Below are 15,857 nucleotides of genomic sequence, written 5' to 3'. Positions count from 1 at the left end.
ATTAAAAACAACATAATATTCTGTTGAAGGTAAAGATGGTAAGGCAAATGAGTTGTATTTTATCTATTAATGGAAATATATAAAAAGCAAATTGCGACATGCAAACAGCCGAATTTTCTACTATAAGAAAAATTCGGCTGTTCTTTTTTTACTTGTTGTAAAGGATGGAAAGCTTTTAAGATTGTGGCACGCCTCTTAAGACAAAGATAAGGCGAAGCAATCCCGTTGTTATTTGTATTATTTAGTGAAAGTTACCAAACGTTTTTCAACACTATTTTCCCAATTGCTTTATTTGACTCCAAATATTCATGTGCTTGTGCAACTTCATCAAACGTAAAAAGTTTAGAATCTAGCAATGGTCGAAGGTGTCCTTCTTCTACTATTTGCGTTAGTTTAGTTAAAATTTCCCCGCAAGCGTCACGTTTATCTGTATGTAATATTTTTAACGCCATAAAAGTAACGTGCAGAGAGAGTCCTTTTGCGTGTAAAGGAGAGAGGTCATGGGTTGAACGAGCTGCAATTGTTACGACAGTTCCGTTGACCGCAGCAGCTTCAAAAGAATGATCAAGATTCTTGCCGCCTACTGTATCAAATATAACTTCAAATCCGTTTCCGTTCGTATGTTTTTGTACATATTCTTGAACAGATTCTTCTTTATAATTAATAGCTATGTCGGCTCCTAGACGATGGGCGATGTCTATTTTGCTTTGCTGAGAAGCGGTTGTAAAAACTTTAGCGCCTGCCCATTTAGCTAGTTGAATGGCTACGTGTCCTACGCCACCAGTAGCTCCATGAATGAGAATATTTTGACCAGGTTTAATATTTGCACGATCAAATAAAGATTCCCAAGCTGTAATTGCAACTAATGGTAGAGCAGCAGCTGCTTCCATTGTTAAATTTTTAGGTTTGTGAGCAATTAATCGTGCATCAGCAAGCATAAATTCTGCAAGTGCACCTCCAGTTTCTTTAAAACCTCCGGCACATCCGTATACTTCATCCCCACATTTAAATTTCGAAACACCTTCTCCTACTTCAATAACAATACCAGCTACATCGCCGTGTAATATAGCTGGAAACTCAGGAGCGACTGCTGAAACGGCACCACTACGCATTTTTGTATCGATTGGATTTACACTTGTTGCTTTTACATCGATTAGAACATGACCTGGTAAAAGTTTTGGTTTTGAAACTTCTTCTAATTGAAATACAGATGAACCCCCAAAAGAATGGATAATTTGTGCTTTCATAGTTTATACCTCCTGTTTGTGGTTATAGCATAGCAAAGTACGAAAAATAAGTATAATATTTTGAATTTGGTTAGTAACAATTTTATATAAAGAAAGGGAAAGTACGTGAAATAATGAAACGTATTTGCAAAAGCAACAGTAAAGCTTTTTGAAGAAAGGGTAGATGTTATTTTTGCAGCATGATTTATTATTACTCACTTAGTATAGGTACTTTAAAGTGCCTACATCACTTTAAAGTACGTACTGTTATTCATGTTATGGCCGATTTATAATAACACTCGTAGCACAAAGAAAGTTATAACGATTACAATCGGCAACAATGTGGTGTTGCAGTGTTGCTTATAAATTTTGAGAAGAAATATGAAAAGTATAGGTTTATATGAATGAGGGAAAGTGAGTGAAACACATGGAAAAGTTTGCGAACCATTTTGGATATAATCGTATGTTTGCGAAAGATCAACTTACGTTAGGAGTTCACATTCCGATTGAAAATTATCAGTTTCATGCTCCAACGATGGAAAAACAAGTAGAGTTAGTACAAAAAGCGGAACAATACGGTTTTACAGGTGTATGGCTTCGCGATGTATTGCTGCAAGACCCTGATTTTGGTGATCCTGCAACAGGTCAAATTTACGATATGATGATTTATTTGACGTATTTAGCAAGCAAGACAGAGAAAATCGCATTTGGAACGTCGGCAACAGTGTTGTCACTTCGTCATCCATTGCGTGTAGCAAAAGAAATTGCTACATTAGATCAACTATTTCCAGAAAGAATTATGCTTGGCGTTTCATCCGGTGACAGACGTGCCGATTTCAAAGCGTTAGGTGTTAGTCATGAAACACGAGGTGAAAAGTTTAGAGAAGCATTTGCTTACTTGGAAGAAATTTTGTATAAAAACTTCCCGTCTATCCAGTCGACACTAGGAGAAGTTCATGGTGCGAATTTAGTTCCAAAACCGTCTAAACGTGTTCCAACCTTTATTACAGGTTTTAGTCAGCAAAATATGGAATGGTTTGCTGAACATGGAGATGGATGGATGTATTATCCACGTAGTCCGGTGCATCAGGCGGGAGCAATTGGACAATGGAGAGAACTAGTAGAGGATTATCATCCAGATGTATTCAAACCATTTATACAACCGATGCATTTAGATTTATCTGAAGATCCAAATGAACGTCCTACACCGATACGTTTAGGTTACCGTACAGGGCGTAAGGCACTAATTGAATTACTTGATATATATAAAAGTATTGGTGTGAATCATTTATTCCTTGCTCTATTTGATGGTCAACGTCCAGCTGACGAAGTATTGGATGAGCTAGGAGAAGAAGTGCTACCGCATTTCCCAGCCTTGTAAAGGAGTGAAAAGAATGAAAGCAATAGGACTTATGCAATATGGAGATAAAAGTGTACTACAAGAGATTGAAATGCAGACACCGCTATTGGAAGACAACGATGTACTGATTGAAGTATATGCAGCTGGTGTAAATCCTGTGGATTGGAAAATACGTGAGGGTTTACTTCAAGACGTAATTTCTTATGACTTCCCGCTCGTTTTAGGATGGGATGTTGCAGGTGTAGTTGCTGCTATAGGAAAAAACGTAACAGTATGTAAAGTGGGGGATGAAGTATATAGTCGTCCAGATATTGAACGAAATGGTACGTATGCAGAGTACGTGGCAGTAGATGAGAAGTATGTAGCGAAAAAACCGAGAAATCTATCTTTTGAGGAAGCGGCATCAATCCCTCTAGTAGGTTTGACAAGTTGGCAAAGTTTAGTGAAATTCGCTAATGTTCAAAAGGGTAATAAGGTTTTAATTCATGCTGGATCTGGCGGGATAGGTACGTTTGCTATTCAACTAGCGAAAAGTTTCGGTGCACATGTTGCAACTACGACTAGTACGAAAAACATGCAATTTGTAAAGGATCTAGGCGCTGATACTGTCGTCGATTACAAAACGGAAGATTTTTCTTTGCTTTTGCATAATTACAATATTGTATTTGATGTGTTAGGTGGGGATGTACTAAAGAATAGTTATAAAGTACTTGCACCAAATGGAAAGTTAGCGTCTATTTATGGTCCGAAAGGTATGGAAATTCCGCAAACCGAGATATCAAGAGAGAAAAATATTGAGAGTGACCATATATTTACTGAACCTAACAGATATGAACTTTCTCTTATTACAGAATTAATTGAGAGCGGGAAGATTAAACCTGTTGTCACGCATGTGTTGCCTTTACATGTAGAAGGTGTAAAAAAAGCACACCACATAAGTGAGTCAGAACGTGCTCTTGGGAAAATTGTATTGAAGAAACATTGGTAAAGTATGAGGTTTTAGAGACAGTATTGTGCTAAGTAGCGAATGAACTTATATATTCTATTCTAGCAATTGTTTTAAAAGGGAGAGAACAAATGGATTCAATGACATTTCTTTTACCCCGCATTAACAGGCAGTAAGACCCCCACCTCAAAATTCAGCGATATCATAGAAGTTAGGTGGGGGCAACTGCCTGTAAAAGCCCGATTGGTTCAACTAATAATCAGTGGGGATGAACAAAACCCCCACTGATTAAAGTTTCACTTTATCCGGAGCGACAGGGGATTTAGCGAAACGCAAAATTTATCCTGCTTTATATAAGCTATTTAGTAATCAAAATATACCACAATCTATTTCGATTATCGGTATAGGCAGAAGGGTAATGTCAGATGTGGAATTTCAAACAAAGGTAGAACAATCCCTTGCTACATTTTCTAGAAGATCTACTGATGATGAATTAGGAGTAGAAGAATTTATTAGCACATTTCGTTATTGTCAATTAAATACAGCGAATATAGAGGACTATCAAGATTTGTTGCGTCTTGTAAAGAGGCGTGAAACAGAATTAAACATTCCTGAAAACCGCATGTTTTACCTATCTGTTATACCAGAAGTATTTGATGTCATTGCTTTAAATATTAAGGAAAGTGGATTGTGGGCTACAAAAGGATTGAACCGTCTTATTATAGAGAAGCCTTTTGGTTATCATGTAACGTCTGCTCGTGAGTTTAATGGAAAAATGATTGAAGATTTTGATGAAACTGACATTTGTTATATCAATCATTATCTTTGAAAATGAATGGTAATTAGGAATACACTTAGAAAAGTATTACGAAATAAATAGTATGTAATGCAAGACATTTTTATTGACGATAATAATTTATATGGTTAATATACTAGACATAAGATTATTTAATTACTAAAAGTAATCGGATATACATTTGTTTGTTGGGTTCGATAAATAAGTAATCTGTGGTAGAAGTGCTTTGAATTGCCACTATTAATATTGGGGACAATTAGAAAGCGAAAGGTATAAAAGGAATTGGAATTTGATAACTCTTTGTTTTTTTATAAAAACAGGGGCTTCTGTACAATTCATTTTTAAAATATTGACAAGGATTATACAACAAGAGGGGGACTGAAATTGGAATCAATGACCTTTGTTTTATTTGGAGCGACAGGGGACTTAGCGAAACGCAAAATTTACCCCGCACTATATAACTTATATAGAGATCAAAAGCTTCCAAAGCAAATATCCGTTATCGGGCTTGGAAGACGTCAAGTATCTCACGAAGATTTTCAAGAAAGAATAAAAGAATCAATAGAGACGTTTTCTCGTCAGAGGGAAGAAGGTACTCCGGAACTGGAAGGTTTTTTAGATAATTTTCGCTATTGTCCATTAGATGTCAGTAAGCCGGAAGACTATGAGAGATTATTACAAGTCGTTCGTGAAAGGGAAGAAGAACTACATATAAAAGGTAATAGAATGTTCTATCTTTCAGTTGCTCCTGAATTTTTCGAGACGATTGCTTTAAATATTAAGGAAAGCGGACTTGATAAAACAGATGGATGGAAACGCCTGATGATTGAGAAACCGTTTGGGCACGACCTTGCATCTGCTCGTGAGCTGAATGATAAGCTTAGTCGCACGTTTGAAGAAGACGAGATATACCGTATTGATCATTATTTAGGTAAACCGATGATTCAAAACCTTGAAGCGCTAGAATTTGCAAATCCTGTTCTCCAGTCGATTTGGAATAAAGAACATATAGCGAATGTACAAATCACAGCTAGTGAAACAGTTGGGGTTGAAGAAAGGGCAGGATATTATGACCAGGCAGGAGCCATTCGAGATATGGTTCAAAATCATATGTTACAAATATTAATGATGACTGCTATGAATCTGCCGGAAAAGGTTAATGCATGTGAAATTCGAGAGGAAAAGCGAAAGGTAATGGAGACGCTTCGTAAAGTGAAAAAAGAAGACGTTCAAAACCATATCGTTCGCGGTCAATACGTTTCAGGAGAAATAAAAGGCGGACAAGTTGTAGCGTATAAAGAGGAGCCAGGAGTAAATCCTTCTTCTAACATAGACACATTTGTTGCTGCTCGCCTGTGGATCGATAATCCATTTTGGACTGGCGTTCCATTTTATATACGAACAGGAAAACGAATGAAAGAAAAGTCTACTCGTATTGTAATCGAATTTAAAAATACGTTAAAACAGCAATATCAAGATAGTAATCCAAATGCAGCACCTAACTTATTAATAATTGAAATTAGTCCAGGTGAGAACGTTTCATTACAGTTAAATAGTAAAAATCCATTGAAAAATGGAGAAATTGAACCGATGCGTATTAACTTTACTTGTGAGCAAGCGGATGTGGGAGTACCTGAAGCGTATGAAAGACTCATTCATGATGCGGTGAGTGGAGACGCTACATTCTTTGCACATTGGAGAGAAGTTGAATTGTCATGGGAATGGGTACAACCAATTCTTGAAGCATTCGAGGAGAACTTATTACCACTTCATGAATATGAGTCTGGTTCATATGGTCCAGATGCGTCTAATGAATTATTGCAAGAAAGTGGATTTAAATGGTGGTTAGATCAAGAGACGGAAAAATAAGTACTTTCTTTCATGAAAGCATGTAGGGGGACGATTACTATGACACAAAACATAAATCAATTAGCAGTGAATACAATTCGTACATTATCAATTGATGCTATTAATGCGGCAAATTCAGGTCATCCAGGTCTTCCGATGGGAGCAGCACCGATGGCTTATGCATTATGGGCGAATCATTTAAATCACAATCCTAATCATCCGAAATGGTTTAACCGTGATCGATTCGTTTTATCAGCGGGACACGGATCGAGCCTACTGTATAGCTTACTTCATTTAGCTGGATATGACGTTTCAATTGATGACTTGAAAAACTTCAGAAAGTTAAATAGTAAAACACCAGGACATCCTGAGTTTGGTCATACTCCTGGAGTTGAAGCGACGACAGGCCCGTTAGGACAAGGGATTGCTAATGCTGTCGGAATGGCAATGGCAGAAGCGCATTTAGCAGCGAAGTTCAATAAGGATGGTCACTCTATTATAGATCACAATACGTACGCTTTAGTCGGAGATGGTGACTTAATGGAGGGTGTCGCTTATGAAGCGATGTCAATGGCAGGACATATGAAACTTGGCAAGTTAATTGTACTGTATGATTCAAATGAAATTTCACTTGATGGTGAATTAGGCATTGCTTTCTCTGAAGATATTCAGAAAAGGGCAGAATCTGTACATTGGCAATATGTAAGAGTTGAAGATGGAAACGATGTCGATGCTATTACAAAAGCTATTCAATCAGCGAAAGAAAATACGGATCAACCTACTCTTATAGAAATTAGAACCATTATAGGTTATGGAAGTCCAAAAGTTGCTGGAACGAACAAAGCACATGGTAATCCGCTTGGAGTAGAAGAAGCGACAGCGACAAAACAAGTGTATGGTTGGCACTATGAGGAAGACTTCTTTGTGCCTGAAGAAGTAACAGCTCATTTTAATGAACTGAAACAAAAAGGTATTGAAAAAGAAAATGACTGGAATGAGCAGTTCAACTCATACAGAGAGTCGAACCCTGCACTAGCAGATGAATTAGAAAAAGCGATTACAGGCGATGTTTTAATTGAAGCGAAAGACATTCTATCTTTTGATACTGAAAAAACGATTTCCACTCGTGTTGCAAGTGGGGAAGCTATTAATCATTATGTGAAAACGATTCCTTCTATTTTCGGTGGAAGTGCGGATCTTTCTCATTCTACGATGACAGATATAAAAGGTGAAGCAGTATATGCAGTAGAATCATATGCTGGACGAAATATATACTTCGGTGTACGTGAACATGCAATGGGCGCGGCAGCGAATGGACTGGCTCTCCACGGAGGAGTAAAACCTTTCGTAAGTACATTCTTTGTATTTAATGATTACCTTCGTCCATCGATTCGACTGGCTGCACTGCAAAATTTACCTGTTACTTACGTATTTACACATGATTCGATTGCTGTAGGAGAAGATGGTCCAACGCATGAACCAATTGAACAATTGGCAGCGCTTCGAGCAATTCCTGGTTTAACAGTTATCCGTCCGTCAGATGCAAATGAAACAGCAAGTGCTTGGGCGTATGCTTTACAGCAAACGGATGGTCCAGTCGTTTTAGTACTGAGCCGTCAAAATTTACCGGTGTTTAATGAAACGAAAGCGAACATAGAGAATCTCTCTAAAGGAGCTTACGTATTAACACAAACAAATGAAAATCCGGATGTAATTTTAATTGCGACAGGTTCTGAAGTATCCTTAGCTGCTAGTGCGAAAGCAAAATTAGAAGAAGAACAAGTTTCTGTTCGCATCGTGGCAATGCCGAGCTGGGAGTTATTCGATCGCCAATCGAACGAATATAAAGAATCCGTTCTTCCGTCTTCTATAACGAAACGAGTATCTCTTGAGATGGGTGTATCTCTCGGGTGGGAACGTTATGCAGGACAAGAAGGAAAAGTACTATCAATTGAAACATTTGGAGCTTCAGGAACTGGAACTGAAGTCATGAATCTATTTGGATTTACGACAGAAAATGTTGTTCAAATTACAAAAAATGTGTTGAATTCTTAAGCTATGACTGTGAATACCTTTCTGTACATACTAACATTTCAGTGCTGAAAGGTATTCCAGATTGTAGTGATATGAATTTTTAATAAAAGATAATTTGAGGAGGAATTATATTATGCAAGTAGGATTAATTGGGTTAGGTAAAATGGGATTAAATTTAGGGAAAAATTTAATGGATCATAAACATGAAGTAGCAGCATTTGATTTAAATGCAAGTGCAGTGGAAGAAATGAAAGAGTACGGGGCTACAGGTACATCTAGTTTAAGTGAACTTGTTCAGTCATTACAAACACCAAGAATTCTTTGGGTAATGGTACCACACGCTGTTGTTGATTCTGTTATTGATGAGGTTACACCACTTTTATCAAAAGGAGATATTTTAATTGAAGCAGGTAATTCACATTATAAAGAGTCTATCCGCCGATATGAACAATTAAAGAAAGATGGCATTCACTTTATGGATGCAGGAACTTCTGGCGGAATGGAAGGCGCTCGTAATGGTGCTTGTTACATGATTGGAGGAGATCAAGAAGCTTGGGACATCGTTGAACCTATCTTCCGCGATACTTCTGTAGAAAATGGATTCTTATATGCTGGAAAAGCTGGTAGTGGTCACTTCTTAAAAATGGTTCATAACGGAATTGAATACGGTATGATGGCTGCTATTGGTGAAGGATTTGAGATTCTAGAGAAAAGTGAATTTGACTACGATTATGAAAAAGTATCAAGAGTATGGAACAACGGTTCAGTCATTCGTTCTTGGTTAATGGAATTAACAGAAAATGCATTTTCTAAAGATGCAAAACTGGATGAAATTAAGGGTGTTATGCATTCTTCTGGTGAAGGAAAATGGACAGTAGAAACAGCATTAGACCTTCAAACAGCAACTCCTGTTATCGCAATGTCTCTATTAATGCGCTACCGCTCATTAGACAATGATACATTTACAGGAAAAGTTGTAGCAGCTCTGCGTAATGAATTTGGCGGACATGCAGTAGAAAAGAAATAAAGTGAAACTTTAATAAGTAGGGGCTTTATTCCACATCAATCGGGCTTTTACGGGATAAGCATATTAAACATGTAACTCATCAACGTTTAAAAACTGGAGGGAATTGATCATGAAATTTTTTATTGATACTGCAAATCTTGAGGACATAAAAAAAGCATATAAACTTGGAGTTTTAGCTGGTGTTACAACGAATCCTTCTTTAGTAGCAAAAGAGGGCGTTAAGTTTGAAGACCGTATCGCAGAAATTTGTCAGGCAGTACCTAAAGTTGAGTCTGTTTCGGCAGAAGTAACGCCAGATGCTGTTACAGCTGAAGAAATGATTGCTCAAGCAGAAGAATTAATTAAAATTAACGGTGGCGATAAAAACGTCACGATAAAACTTCCAATGACGCTAGCAGGATTAGAAGCTTGTCGCTATCTTACTGAAAAAGGTGTGAAAACGAACGTTACACTTATTTTCACTGTGAACCAAGCACTTTTAGCTGCTCGAGCAGGTGCAACGTATGTTTCTCCATTTTTAGGACGCTTAGATGATATTTCTGAAGATGGTGTACTATTAGTTGCTAAAATTGCTGAATTATTCGATGTTCATCAATTAGATACACAAATTATTGCAGCTTCTGTCAGACATCCAGATCATGTAACTCGTGTAGCGATGGCAGGTGCTCACATTGCAACAATCCCTTATAAAGTAATCGAGCAACTTGCTATGCACCCATTAACAGACCAAGGTATTGAGAAATTTGCTGCGGATTGGGCGAAAGCTCCTAAATTATAATGCATGAAAGTGAAGGTGCTTTCCGAAAATTGCTTTTCATGAGAGGACAAATCCTAAGTAACTTCATCGTTTAAACTGGATCCTGATTTTGTAGTCTTACTACGTGAAAAAAGCAGAGATGAAAGTGTCATTCACTTTTAAAAAAGGAAAAGTTGATCGCGCGAAGCGTTTATCACAATAACATTATAATTATGAAAGAGAAATCCCCTTATTAGAGAGATGAGTTATAGTGTATCTCTAATAAGGGAGATTCTTTTTATATAAATCATTATGATGTGAAGATGCTTTTAAACGTATAGCAATATGTAAAGGTATCTTTTACTCAAGTAAGAACTATATAGGTTCTTTTAATTATATAGTAATTATGAAAGGGTTTACATAAAGGGGGATTGAGTATGAATATGTACCTTTTAATTATTACATTATTATCAATTGTAATTGTTATTTTAGGGGTATCGTGGTGGAGATGGCATGCGTTTATTAGTTTAACGGTTGCAAGTTTGTTTTTAGCAATTATGTCTGGAATGCCAATGGATAAAATAGTGAGTGCTTATGAAACGGGAGTCGGAAGTGTTCTCGGGCATTTAGTAGGTATTTTAGTATTAGGTACAATTTTAGGGAAAATGATGGCAGAGTCAGGTGCTGGAATGCAGGTGGCAGAGTTCTTTATTAAATCCTTTGGGATAAAAAACTTACCATGGGCTATGTTAATTGCAGGTTTTATTATTGGAATTCCGGTGTTTTTTGAAGTAGGTATTTTAATATTACTGCCGTTAGTAATTTCAATTCATAAAACAACGAAACAAAATATTTTATTGATAGCATTACCAGCAATTGCTGGGCTATCTGTCGTACACGGCCTTGTTCCTCCGCATCCAGGGGCAATTGTAGCAATTGGTATTTATAAAGCGAATCTTGGGAAGGTACTATTGTATTCACTCATTATTACATTTTTTGCAGCGATTATTGCAGGTCCTATATTTGCGAAATGGATTCACAAACGTGTAATTCCTGAAAATGAGCCAGAATTGATTCGTGTAAATACAAAATCAACGAAATTACCAGGAATAGGAGTTTCATTTTTAGTTATTTTGTTACCTGTTATGTTAATGGTTTTAGCTGCAGCAGCTCCTTATGTGCCTCTTTCTACTACTTTGATGAAGACTGTCACATTAATCGGTAGTCCTATCATTGCACTATTGATTGCATGTTTTGCAGCGTTTTATTTTCTTGGATTTCGCCAAGGTATCGATAAAAAGGCTATTAAGAAGGTAACAGAAGATAGCTTATTACCAATCGGTTCAATTGTTGCGATTATTGGTGCTGGCGGGGGATTTAAGCAAATTCTTATCGATAGTGGCGTAGGGAATGCTATTGCTCAAATGTCTGAGCATTTAGCTCTATCCCCAATTGTATTAGCATTTATAGTAGCTGGATTAATTCGAATTGCGACAGGGTCAGCGACAGTCGCTTTAACAACAGCGGCGGGCATCGTTTCACCAATCGTTGAAAATACGACAGGTGTGAATTTAGAGTTACTCGTTATTGCAACAGGTGCAGGAGCACTTATGTTTTCACACGTAAACGATGCTGGTTTTTGGATGGTAAAAGAATACCTAGGGTTAACAGTGAAAGAAACATTTAAAACATGGACTGTATTAGAAACGTTACTTTCATTTATCGCTTTTGGAGGAGTTTTACTACTCGATATGTTTGTTTAAGATAAAGATGTTTCTATTTAGATAATTGTGGCATACAACGTTATCAATAGATAAAAGGTATGTATTTTTATGGTGGGATACTGTAACAATTTTTTGTTAGGAGGAAGAAATGGTGAGCTCAAAATATATGGTTGGTGTAGACATTGGGACAACTAGTACAAAATCAGTTCTATTTTCTACTGATGGATCTGTTATTGCTAGTCATGGAATTGAATATCCTTTATATTCTCCTACGCCTGAAACAGCGGAACAAGACCCAGAAGAAATTTTTCGTGCAGTAATAAATACGATTAAAGAAACTGTACGATCAAGTAGTGTACAGCCAAGTGATATTCTTTGTGTCTCTTTTAGTTCGGCAATGCATAGTATCATTGCCGTAGATGAAAAGGGAGAGCCGTTAACGAGATGTATCACTTGGGCAGATAATAGAAGTGCAAGCTGGGCGGAGAAAATAAAGAATGATATGAATGGTCATGAAATTTACCTTCGTACTGGGACACCAATTCATCCGATGTCACCACTTTCGAAATTAGTTTGGCTACAGAATGAGCAGGCAGATTTATTCGCAAAAAGTTATAAATTCATTTCTATTAAAGAATATGTTTTTTACAAGTTATATAAAGAGTATGTAATTGATTATTCTATAGCGTCAGCAACAGGGATGTTTAATTTGAAATCTTTAAAATGGGATGAAGAGGCTTTACATGTTGCGGGAATTACAGATGAAAAGCTTTCAAAGCTTGTTCCAACAACGCACAGTTTAACAGGATTAGATGAAGAGCTTGCCAAAGAGATGAATGTACTTGTTTCTACGCCTTTTGTAGTAGGAGCGAGTGATGGAGTACTATCTAATTTAGGTGTAAATGCAATAGATCCTGGCGTTGTGGCTGTTACAATTGGTACAAGCGGTGCGATTCGTGCTGTAACAAATCGTCCTGTAACAGATCCAAAAGGTAGAATTTTTTGTTATGCGTTAACTGAAGACCATTGGGTAATCGGTGGACCAGTTAATAATGGCGGTATGATTTTCAGATGGGCTCGTGACCAATTGGGTACTTCAGAGATTGAGCTTGCAAAGCGTTTAGGGAAAGATCCATATGAAGTACTTACTGAAATAGCAGCAAAAGTGAATCCTGGATCTGACGGTTTATTGTTTCACCCGTATTTAGCAGGGGAAAGAGCTCCTTTATGGAATGCAAATGCACGAGGATCTTTCTTTGGACTCGGATTGCATCATAAGAAAGAACATCTTATCCGTGCTGTTTTAGAAGGAGTAATTTATAATTTATATACGGTTCTTCTCGCTTTAAAAGAGTTAATTGGCGAACCGAAAAAAATTCAAGCGACAGGCGGCTTTGCAAGGTCGGAACTTTGGAGACAGATGATGGCGGACATCTTCCATCAAGACGTATATGTTCCGGAAAGTTTCGAAAGCTCTTGCTTAGGAGCTGCAATCCTCGGTTTATATAGTTTAGGTGAAGTAGATACGTTGCATGTAGTTTCTGAAATGGTAGGTGCAGATTTCCATCATGAGCCAAACATGGAAAGTGTGGAAAAATATAAAGATTTAACGCCAATCTATATCCGTCTGTCCCGTCAATTGGAAGAAGAATATGAAAGTATAGCAGCGTATCAAAAAAAGTGGGTTTAAAAGCTATTTACCAAGAAAATATGGTAACGTATAAAGAGGTACTCCGATTTTTTAGGATACTCTTTCAACATAAAATATTTTAAGAAGCATGATGAACGAAAAATATAGGGAGAGAGGGTTATGAAAATGAAGGATAACAAAGAGTTTATTGGATATGTTGGAACTTACACGAAAGAAAATAGCGAAGGAATATATAAATTTACGCTAGATGTAGAAGCAAAAAAAATTAGTAATGTAACACTTGCCGCTAAGCTGGATAACCCTACATATGTAACGATTAACCGAAATAATGAATATCTCTATTCCGTTGTTAAGGAAGGCGAATCTGGCGGTGTAGCTGCGTATTCCATTGATAGTCATACTGGAGAACTAAAAGTGAAAAATAGACAAGTAGTAGAAGGTGCTTCTCCTTGTCATATTAGTGTTGATAGTGGAAATCATACAGTAGTTACAGCGAATTACCATAAAGGAACGATTGAGTCTTTTGAAATAAATGAAGAAAATGGAACTGTAAATCCTGCTTCATCTATTATGGCACATGAAGGTTCAGGTCCGAATAAAGAAAGACAAGAAAAACCACATGCACATTACGCGGGGTACACTCCTGATGAAAAATATGTAGTGGGCGTTGATTTAGGGATAGATAAAATAATTACGTATGAAGTAAAAGATAGTACATTAACAGAAGTGAATCGTTTATCTGTAAATCCAGGAAGTGGTCCAAGACATATTACTTTTCATCCGAATGGAAAGTATGCATATGTGATGACGGAGCTTAGTTCAGAGGTTATTGTGTTAACCTATAATCCTGCAGAAGGATCCTTTACAGAATTACAGTATATTTCTACTGTTCCAGAAGAGTTTGATGAAAATAATCAAGGAAGTGCGATTCATATTTCTTCTGACGGCCGTTTTGTATATGCAGGTAATCGTGGTCATAATAGTATCGCTGTTTATAGCGTAGATCAAAATTCAGGTCAGCTTACATTTGTTGAACACACATCTACAGAAGGAAATTGGCCAAGAGACTTTGTATTAGATCCTACTGAAAAGTTCCTTGTTGCTACAAATGAAAAGTCACATAATCTTGTGTTATTTTCAAGAGATGAATCTACAGGTAAGTTAACACTTTTACAATCTGATGTTGCTGTGCCAGAGCCTGTTTGTGTGAAGTTTGTAAATGTTTAAGTTGTGTTCGATATAATTTCATAAACTCAGAAAATAATAAAAAGCAAAGCGATATCGCTTTGCTTTTTATTATTTCTTTTTCGGTCTACGTACTAATTCGCCGCCGCAGTTTGGACAAACGTTATGTCTTTCTTCTGTACATGGTGCGCAAAATGTACATTCATATACACAAATGTATGCTTCAGAATTTTGTTCGAGCGATTGATCGCAAATTTGACAGTTTGTTTTCATTTCTAGTGCCATAATAAGTCTCCTTTTTAGTTAGAAAATTTATAATTTAATTATAATTCATTAAATAGAAATAGTCCTTTTCAATTGAAAGGAAATCGAATGATAAAGTTATGAATTGAAACGAAAGATGCTGGTTTATTTTAAAATTGATTATTTATTACAGTTGGAATATTATGAAATAGTCAAAAGACAACAGGGGGTATAGATTTTGACTAATCATAACGATCATTTAAAAGCAAACTGCGAAAAATGCTTCGGTCTATGTTGCGTTGCATTACCGTTTGCAGCATCGGTAGATTTTGCAGTGAATAAAGATGGTGGTAAACCATGTTCCAACTTACAATCAGATTTTAAATGTAGTATACATAAAAATCTTAGAGGAAAAGGTTATAAAGGTTGTACAGTATTTGAATGTTTCGGTGCTGGGCAGAAGATTTCTCAGGGTACGTTTAAAGGGATTGATTGGAGGGAAGATGCAAAGCATGCAAGAAAAATGTACGATGCTTTTCCGGTTATGCATCAACTTCATGAAATGCTTTGGTATTTGAATGAAGCGATTCTTTTAAAGGCAACACAGCCAATTCATAAAGAGCTGGAGACCGCAATTGAGGAGACAGAGCGACTTTCGAATTTAAATCCAGATGAGTTAATGAAAATAAATGTTCCAATGCATAGGGCAGAGGTGAACATTCTTCTTTTAGAAACGAGCGAATTAGTATGGAAGGAAATGAATACTGCGCGTAAGAAACGAATCATTCACCGCGGAGCAGACCTTATGGGAGCGAATCTGAAAAAGAAAAATTTACAAGGTGCAAATTTAAGAGGAGCTTACTTAATTGCGGCTAACTTAAATGGTGCAGATTTAAGAGGAGCAGATCTCATCGGAGCAGATTTGCGAGATGCAGATATTCGCGGGGCTGATTTTACTAATAGTATTTTTCTGACGCAAGTTCAAGTTAATGCTGCTAGAGGGGACAAACATACGAAATTACCGAAATTATTGTCTCGTCCATCGCATTGGAGTGCGTAAAGAGTGTATACGAATAGGCAG

The 15,857-nt window shown here is 36.9% G+C and carries 12 protein-coding genes and 1 pseudogene; 11 read left to right on the top strand and 2 right to left on the bottom strand.

The window, feature by feature from the left end; translation table 11 throughout:
* Positions 1 to 251: 251 nt before the first annotated feature.
* Positions 252 to 1,247 (bottom strand): zinc-dependent alcohol dehydrogenase family protein, encoded by a 996-nt coding sequence (locus MR112_RS19120; RefSeq protein ID WP_000647269.1) that lies wholly within the window; start codon positions 1,245 to 1,247, stop codon positions 252 to 254.
* Between the two features lie 406 nt (positions 1,248 to 1,653).
* Here MR112_RS19120 and MR112_RS19115 point away from each other — a divergent pair, with 406 nt between their 5' ends.
* The 10 genes and pseudogenes from MR112_RS19115 to MR112_RS19070 all read left to right on the top strand — a co-directional run bounded on the left by MR112_RS19115 (position 1,654) and on the right by MR112_RS19070 (position 14,575).
* Positions 1,654 to 2,607 carry an LLM class oxidoreductase gene (locus MR112_RS19115; RefSeq protein WP_002195683.1) on the top strand — a complete coding sequence of 318 codons (954 nt, stop codon included), beginning with the start codon at positions 1,654 to 1,656 and terminating at the stop codon, positions 2,605 to 2,607.
* A 13-nt stretch (positions 2,608 to 2,620) separates the two neighbouring features.
* On the top strand, positions 2,621 to 3,574 hold the full coding sequence (locus MR112_RS19110; protein ID WP_226368954.1) for an NADP-dependent oxidoreductase: 954 nt from the start codon (positions 2,621 to 2,623) through the stop codon (positions 3,572 to 3,574).
* Between the two features lie 250 nt (positions 3,575 to 3,824).
* A pseudogene (locus MR112_RS19105) lies at positions 3,825 to 4,361 on the top strand (glucose-6-phosphate dehydrogenase); the annotation flags it as partial.
* A 351-nt stretch (positions 4,362 to 4,712) separates the two neighbouring features.
* Positions 4,713 to 6,197: a glucose-6-phosphate dehydrogenase gene (zwf, locus tag MR112_RS19100; protein WP_017673871.1), complete on the top strand. Its 1,485-nt coding sequence runs from the start codon at positions 4,713 to 4,715 to the stop codon at positions 6,195 to 6,197.
* A gap of 39 nt (positions 6,198 to 6,236) precedes the next feature.
* Positions 6,237 to 8,231, top strand: coding sequence for a transketolase (gene tkt / locus MR112_RS19095; protein ID WP_242245217.1), 1,995 nt, complete (start codon positions 6,237 to 6,239; stop codon positions 8,229 to 8,231).
* 112 nt (positions 8,232 to 8,343) lie between these two features.
* Positions 8,344 to 9,237 (top strand): phosphogluconate dehydrogenase (NAD(+)-dependent, decarboxylating), encoded by an 894-nt coding sequence (gene gnd / locus MR112_RS19090; RefSeq protein WP_001195914.1) that lies wholly within the window; start codon positions 8,344 to 8,346, stop codon positions 9,235 to 9,237.
* 109 nt (positions 9,238 to 9,346) lie between these two features.
* Positions 9,347 to 10,015, top strand: a complete 669-nt coding sequence (fsa, locus tag MR112_RS19085) for a fructose-6-phosphate aldolase (RefSeq protein WP_000667692.1) — start codon at positions 9,347 to 9,349, stop codon at positions 10,013 to 10,015.
* Between the two features lie 395 nt (positions 10,016 to 10,410).
* Positions 10,411 to 11,736, top strand: coding sequence for a gluconate permease GntP (gntP, locus tag MR112_RS19080; RefSeq protein ID WP_001057601.1), 1,326 nt, complete (start codon positions 10,411 to 10,413; stop codon positions 11,734 to 11,736).
* A gap of 109 nt (positions 11,737 to 11,845) precedes the next feature.
* Positions 11,846 to 13,387, top strand: coding sequence for a gluconokinase (gene gntK, locus MR112_RS19075; RefSeq protein WP_226368951.1), 1,542 nt, complete (start codon positions 11,846 to 11,848; stop codon positions 13,385 to 13,387).
* Between the two features lie 120 nt (positions 13,388 to 13,507).
* Positions 13,508 to 14,575: a lactonase family protein gene (locus tag MR112_RS19070; protein WP_226368950.1), complete on the top strand. Its 1,068-nt coding sequence runs from the start codon at positions 13,508 to 13,510 to the stop codon at positions 14,573 to 14,575.
* A 69-nt stretch (positions 14,576 to 14,644) separates the two neighbouring features.
* Here the strand turns inward: MR112_RS19070 and MR112_RS19065 are convergent, their stop codons facing one another.
* Positions 14,645 to 14,818 (bottom strand): DUF1272 domain-containing protein, encoded by a 174-nt coding sequence (locus MR112_RS19065; protein WP_001162792.1) that lies wholly within the window; start codon positions 14,816 to 14,818, stop codon positions 14,645 to 14,647.
* A gap of 196 nt (positions 14,819 to 15,014) precedes the next feature.
* Here MR112_RS19065 and MR112_RS19060 point away from each other — a divergent pair, with 196 nt between their 5' ends.
* The gene (locus MR112_RS19060) at positions 15,015 to 15,836 is read left to right on the top strand and encodes a pentapeptide repeat-containing protein (RefSeq protein WP_000181423.1); all 822 of its coding nucleotides are present in this window, start codon (positions 15,015 to 15,017) and stop codon (positions 15,834 to 15,836) included.
* The last annotated feature ends 21 nt before the right edge of the window (positions 15,837 to 15,857 follow it).

Origin of the sequence: Bacillus cereus group sp. BfR-BA-01330 (assembly GCF_022663885.1) — a bacterium.
Lineage (GTDB): Bacteria > Bacillota > Bacilli > Bacillales > Bacillaceae_G > Bacillus_A > Bacillus_A cereus.
The sequence above is the reverse complement of the archived record's forward strand: the minus strand, read 5'-3'. Positions and strand labels throughout refer to the sequence as shown.

What these genes read in the sequence shown, in the direction of transcription:
- MR112_RS19120 (WP_000647269.1), bottom strand. Translation starts at nt 1,247, where the DNA reads ATGAAAGCACAAATTATCCATTCTTTTGGGGGTTCATCTGTATTTCAA.
- MR112_RS19115 (WP_002195683.1), top strand. Translation starts at nt 1,654, where the DNA reads ATGGAAAAGTTTGCGAACCATTTTGGATATAATCGTATGTTTGCGAAA.
- MR112_RS19110 (WP_226368954.1), top strand. Translation starts at nt 2,621, where the DNA reads ATGAAAGCAATAGGACTTATGCAATATGGAGATAAAAGTGTACTACAA.
- tkt (WP_242245217.1), top strand. Translation starts at nt 6,237, where the DNA reads ATGACACAAAACATAAATCAATTAGCAGTGAATACAATTCGTACATTA.
- gnd (WP_001195914.1), top strand. Translation starts at nt 8,344, where the DNA reads ATGCAAGTAGGATTAATTGGGTTAGGTAAAATGGGATTAAATTTAGGG.
- fsa (WP_000667692.1), top strand. Translation starts at nt 9,347, where the DNA reads ATGAAATTTTTTATTGATACTGCAAATCTTGAGGACATAAAAAAAGCA.
- gntP (WP_001057601.1), top strand. Translation starts at nt 10,411, where the DNA reads ATGAATATGTACCTTTTAATTATTACATTATTATCAATTGTAATTGTT.
- gntK (WP_226368951.1), top strand. Translation starts at nt 11,846, where the DNA reads ATGGTGAGCTCAAAATATATGGTTGGTGTAGACATTGGGACAACTAGT.
- MR112_RS19070 (WP_226368950.1), top strand. Translation starts at nt 13,508, where the DNA reads ATGAAAATGAAGGATAACAAAGAGTTTATTGGATATGTTGGAACTTAC.
- MR112_RS19065 (WP_001162792.1), bottom strand. Translation starts at nt 14,818, where the DNA reads ATGGCACTAGAAATGAAAACAAACTGTCAAATTTGCGATCAATCGCTC.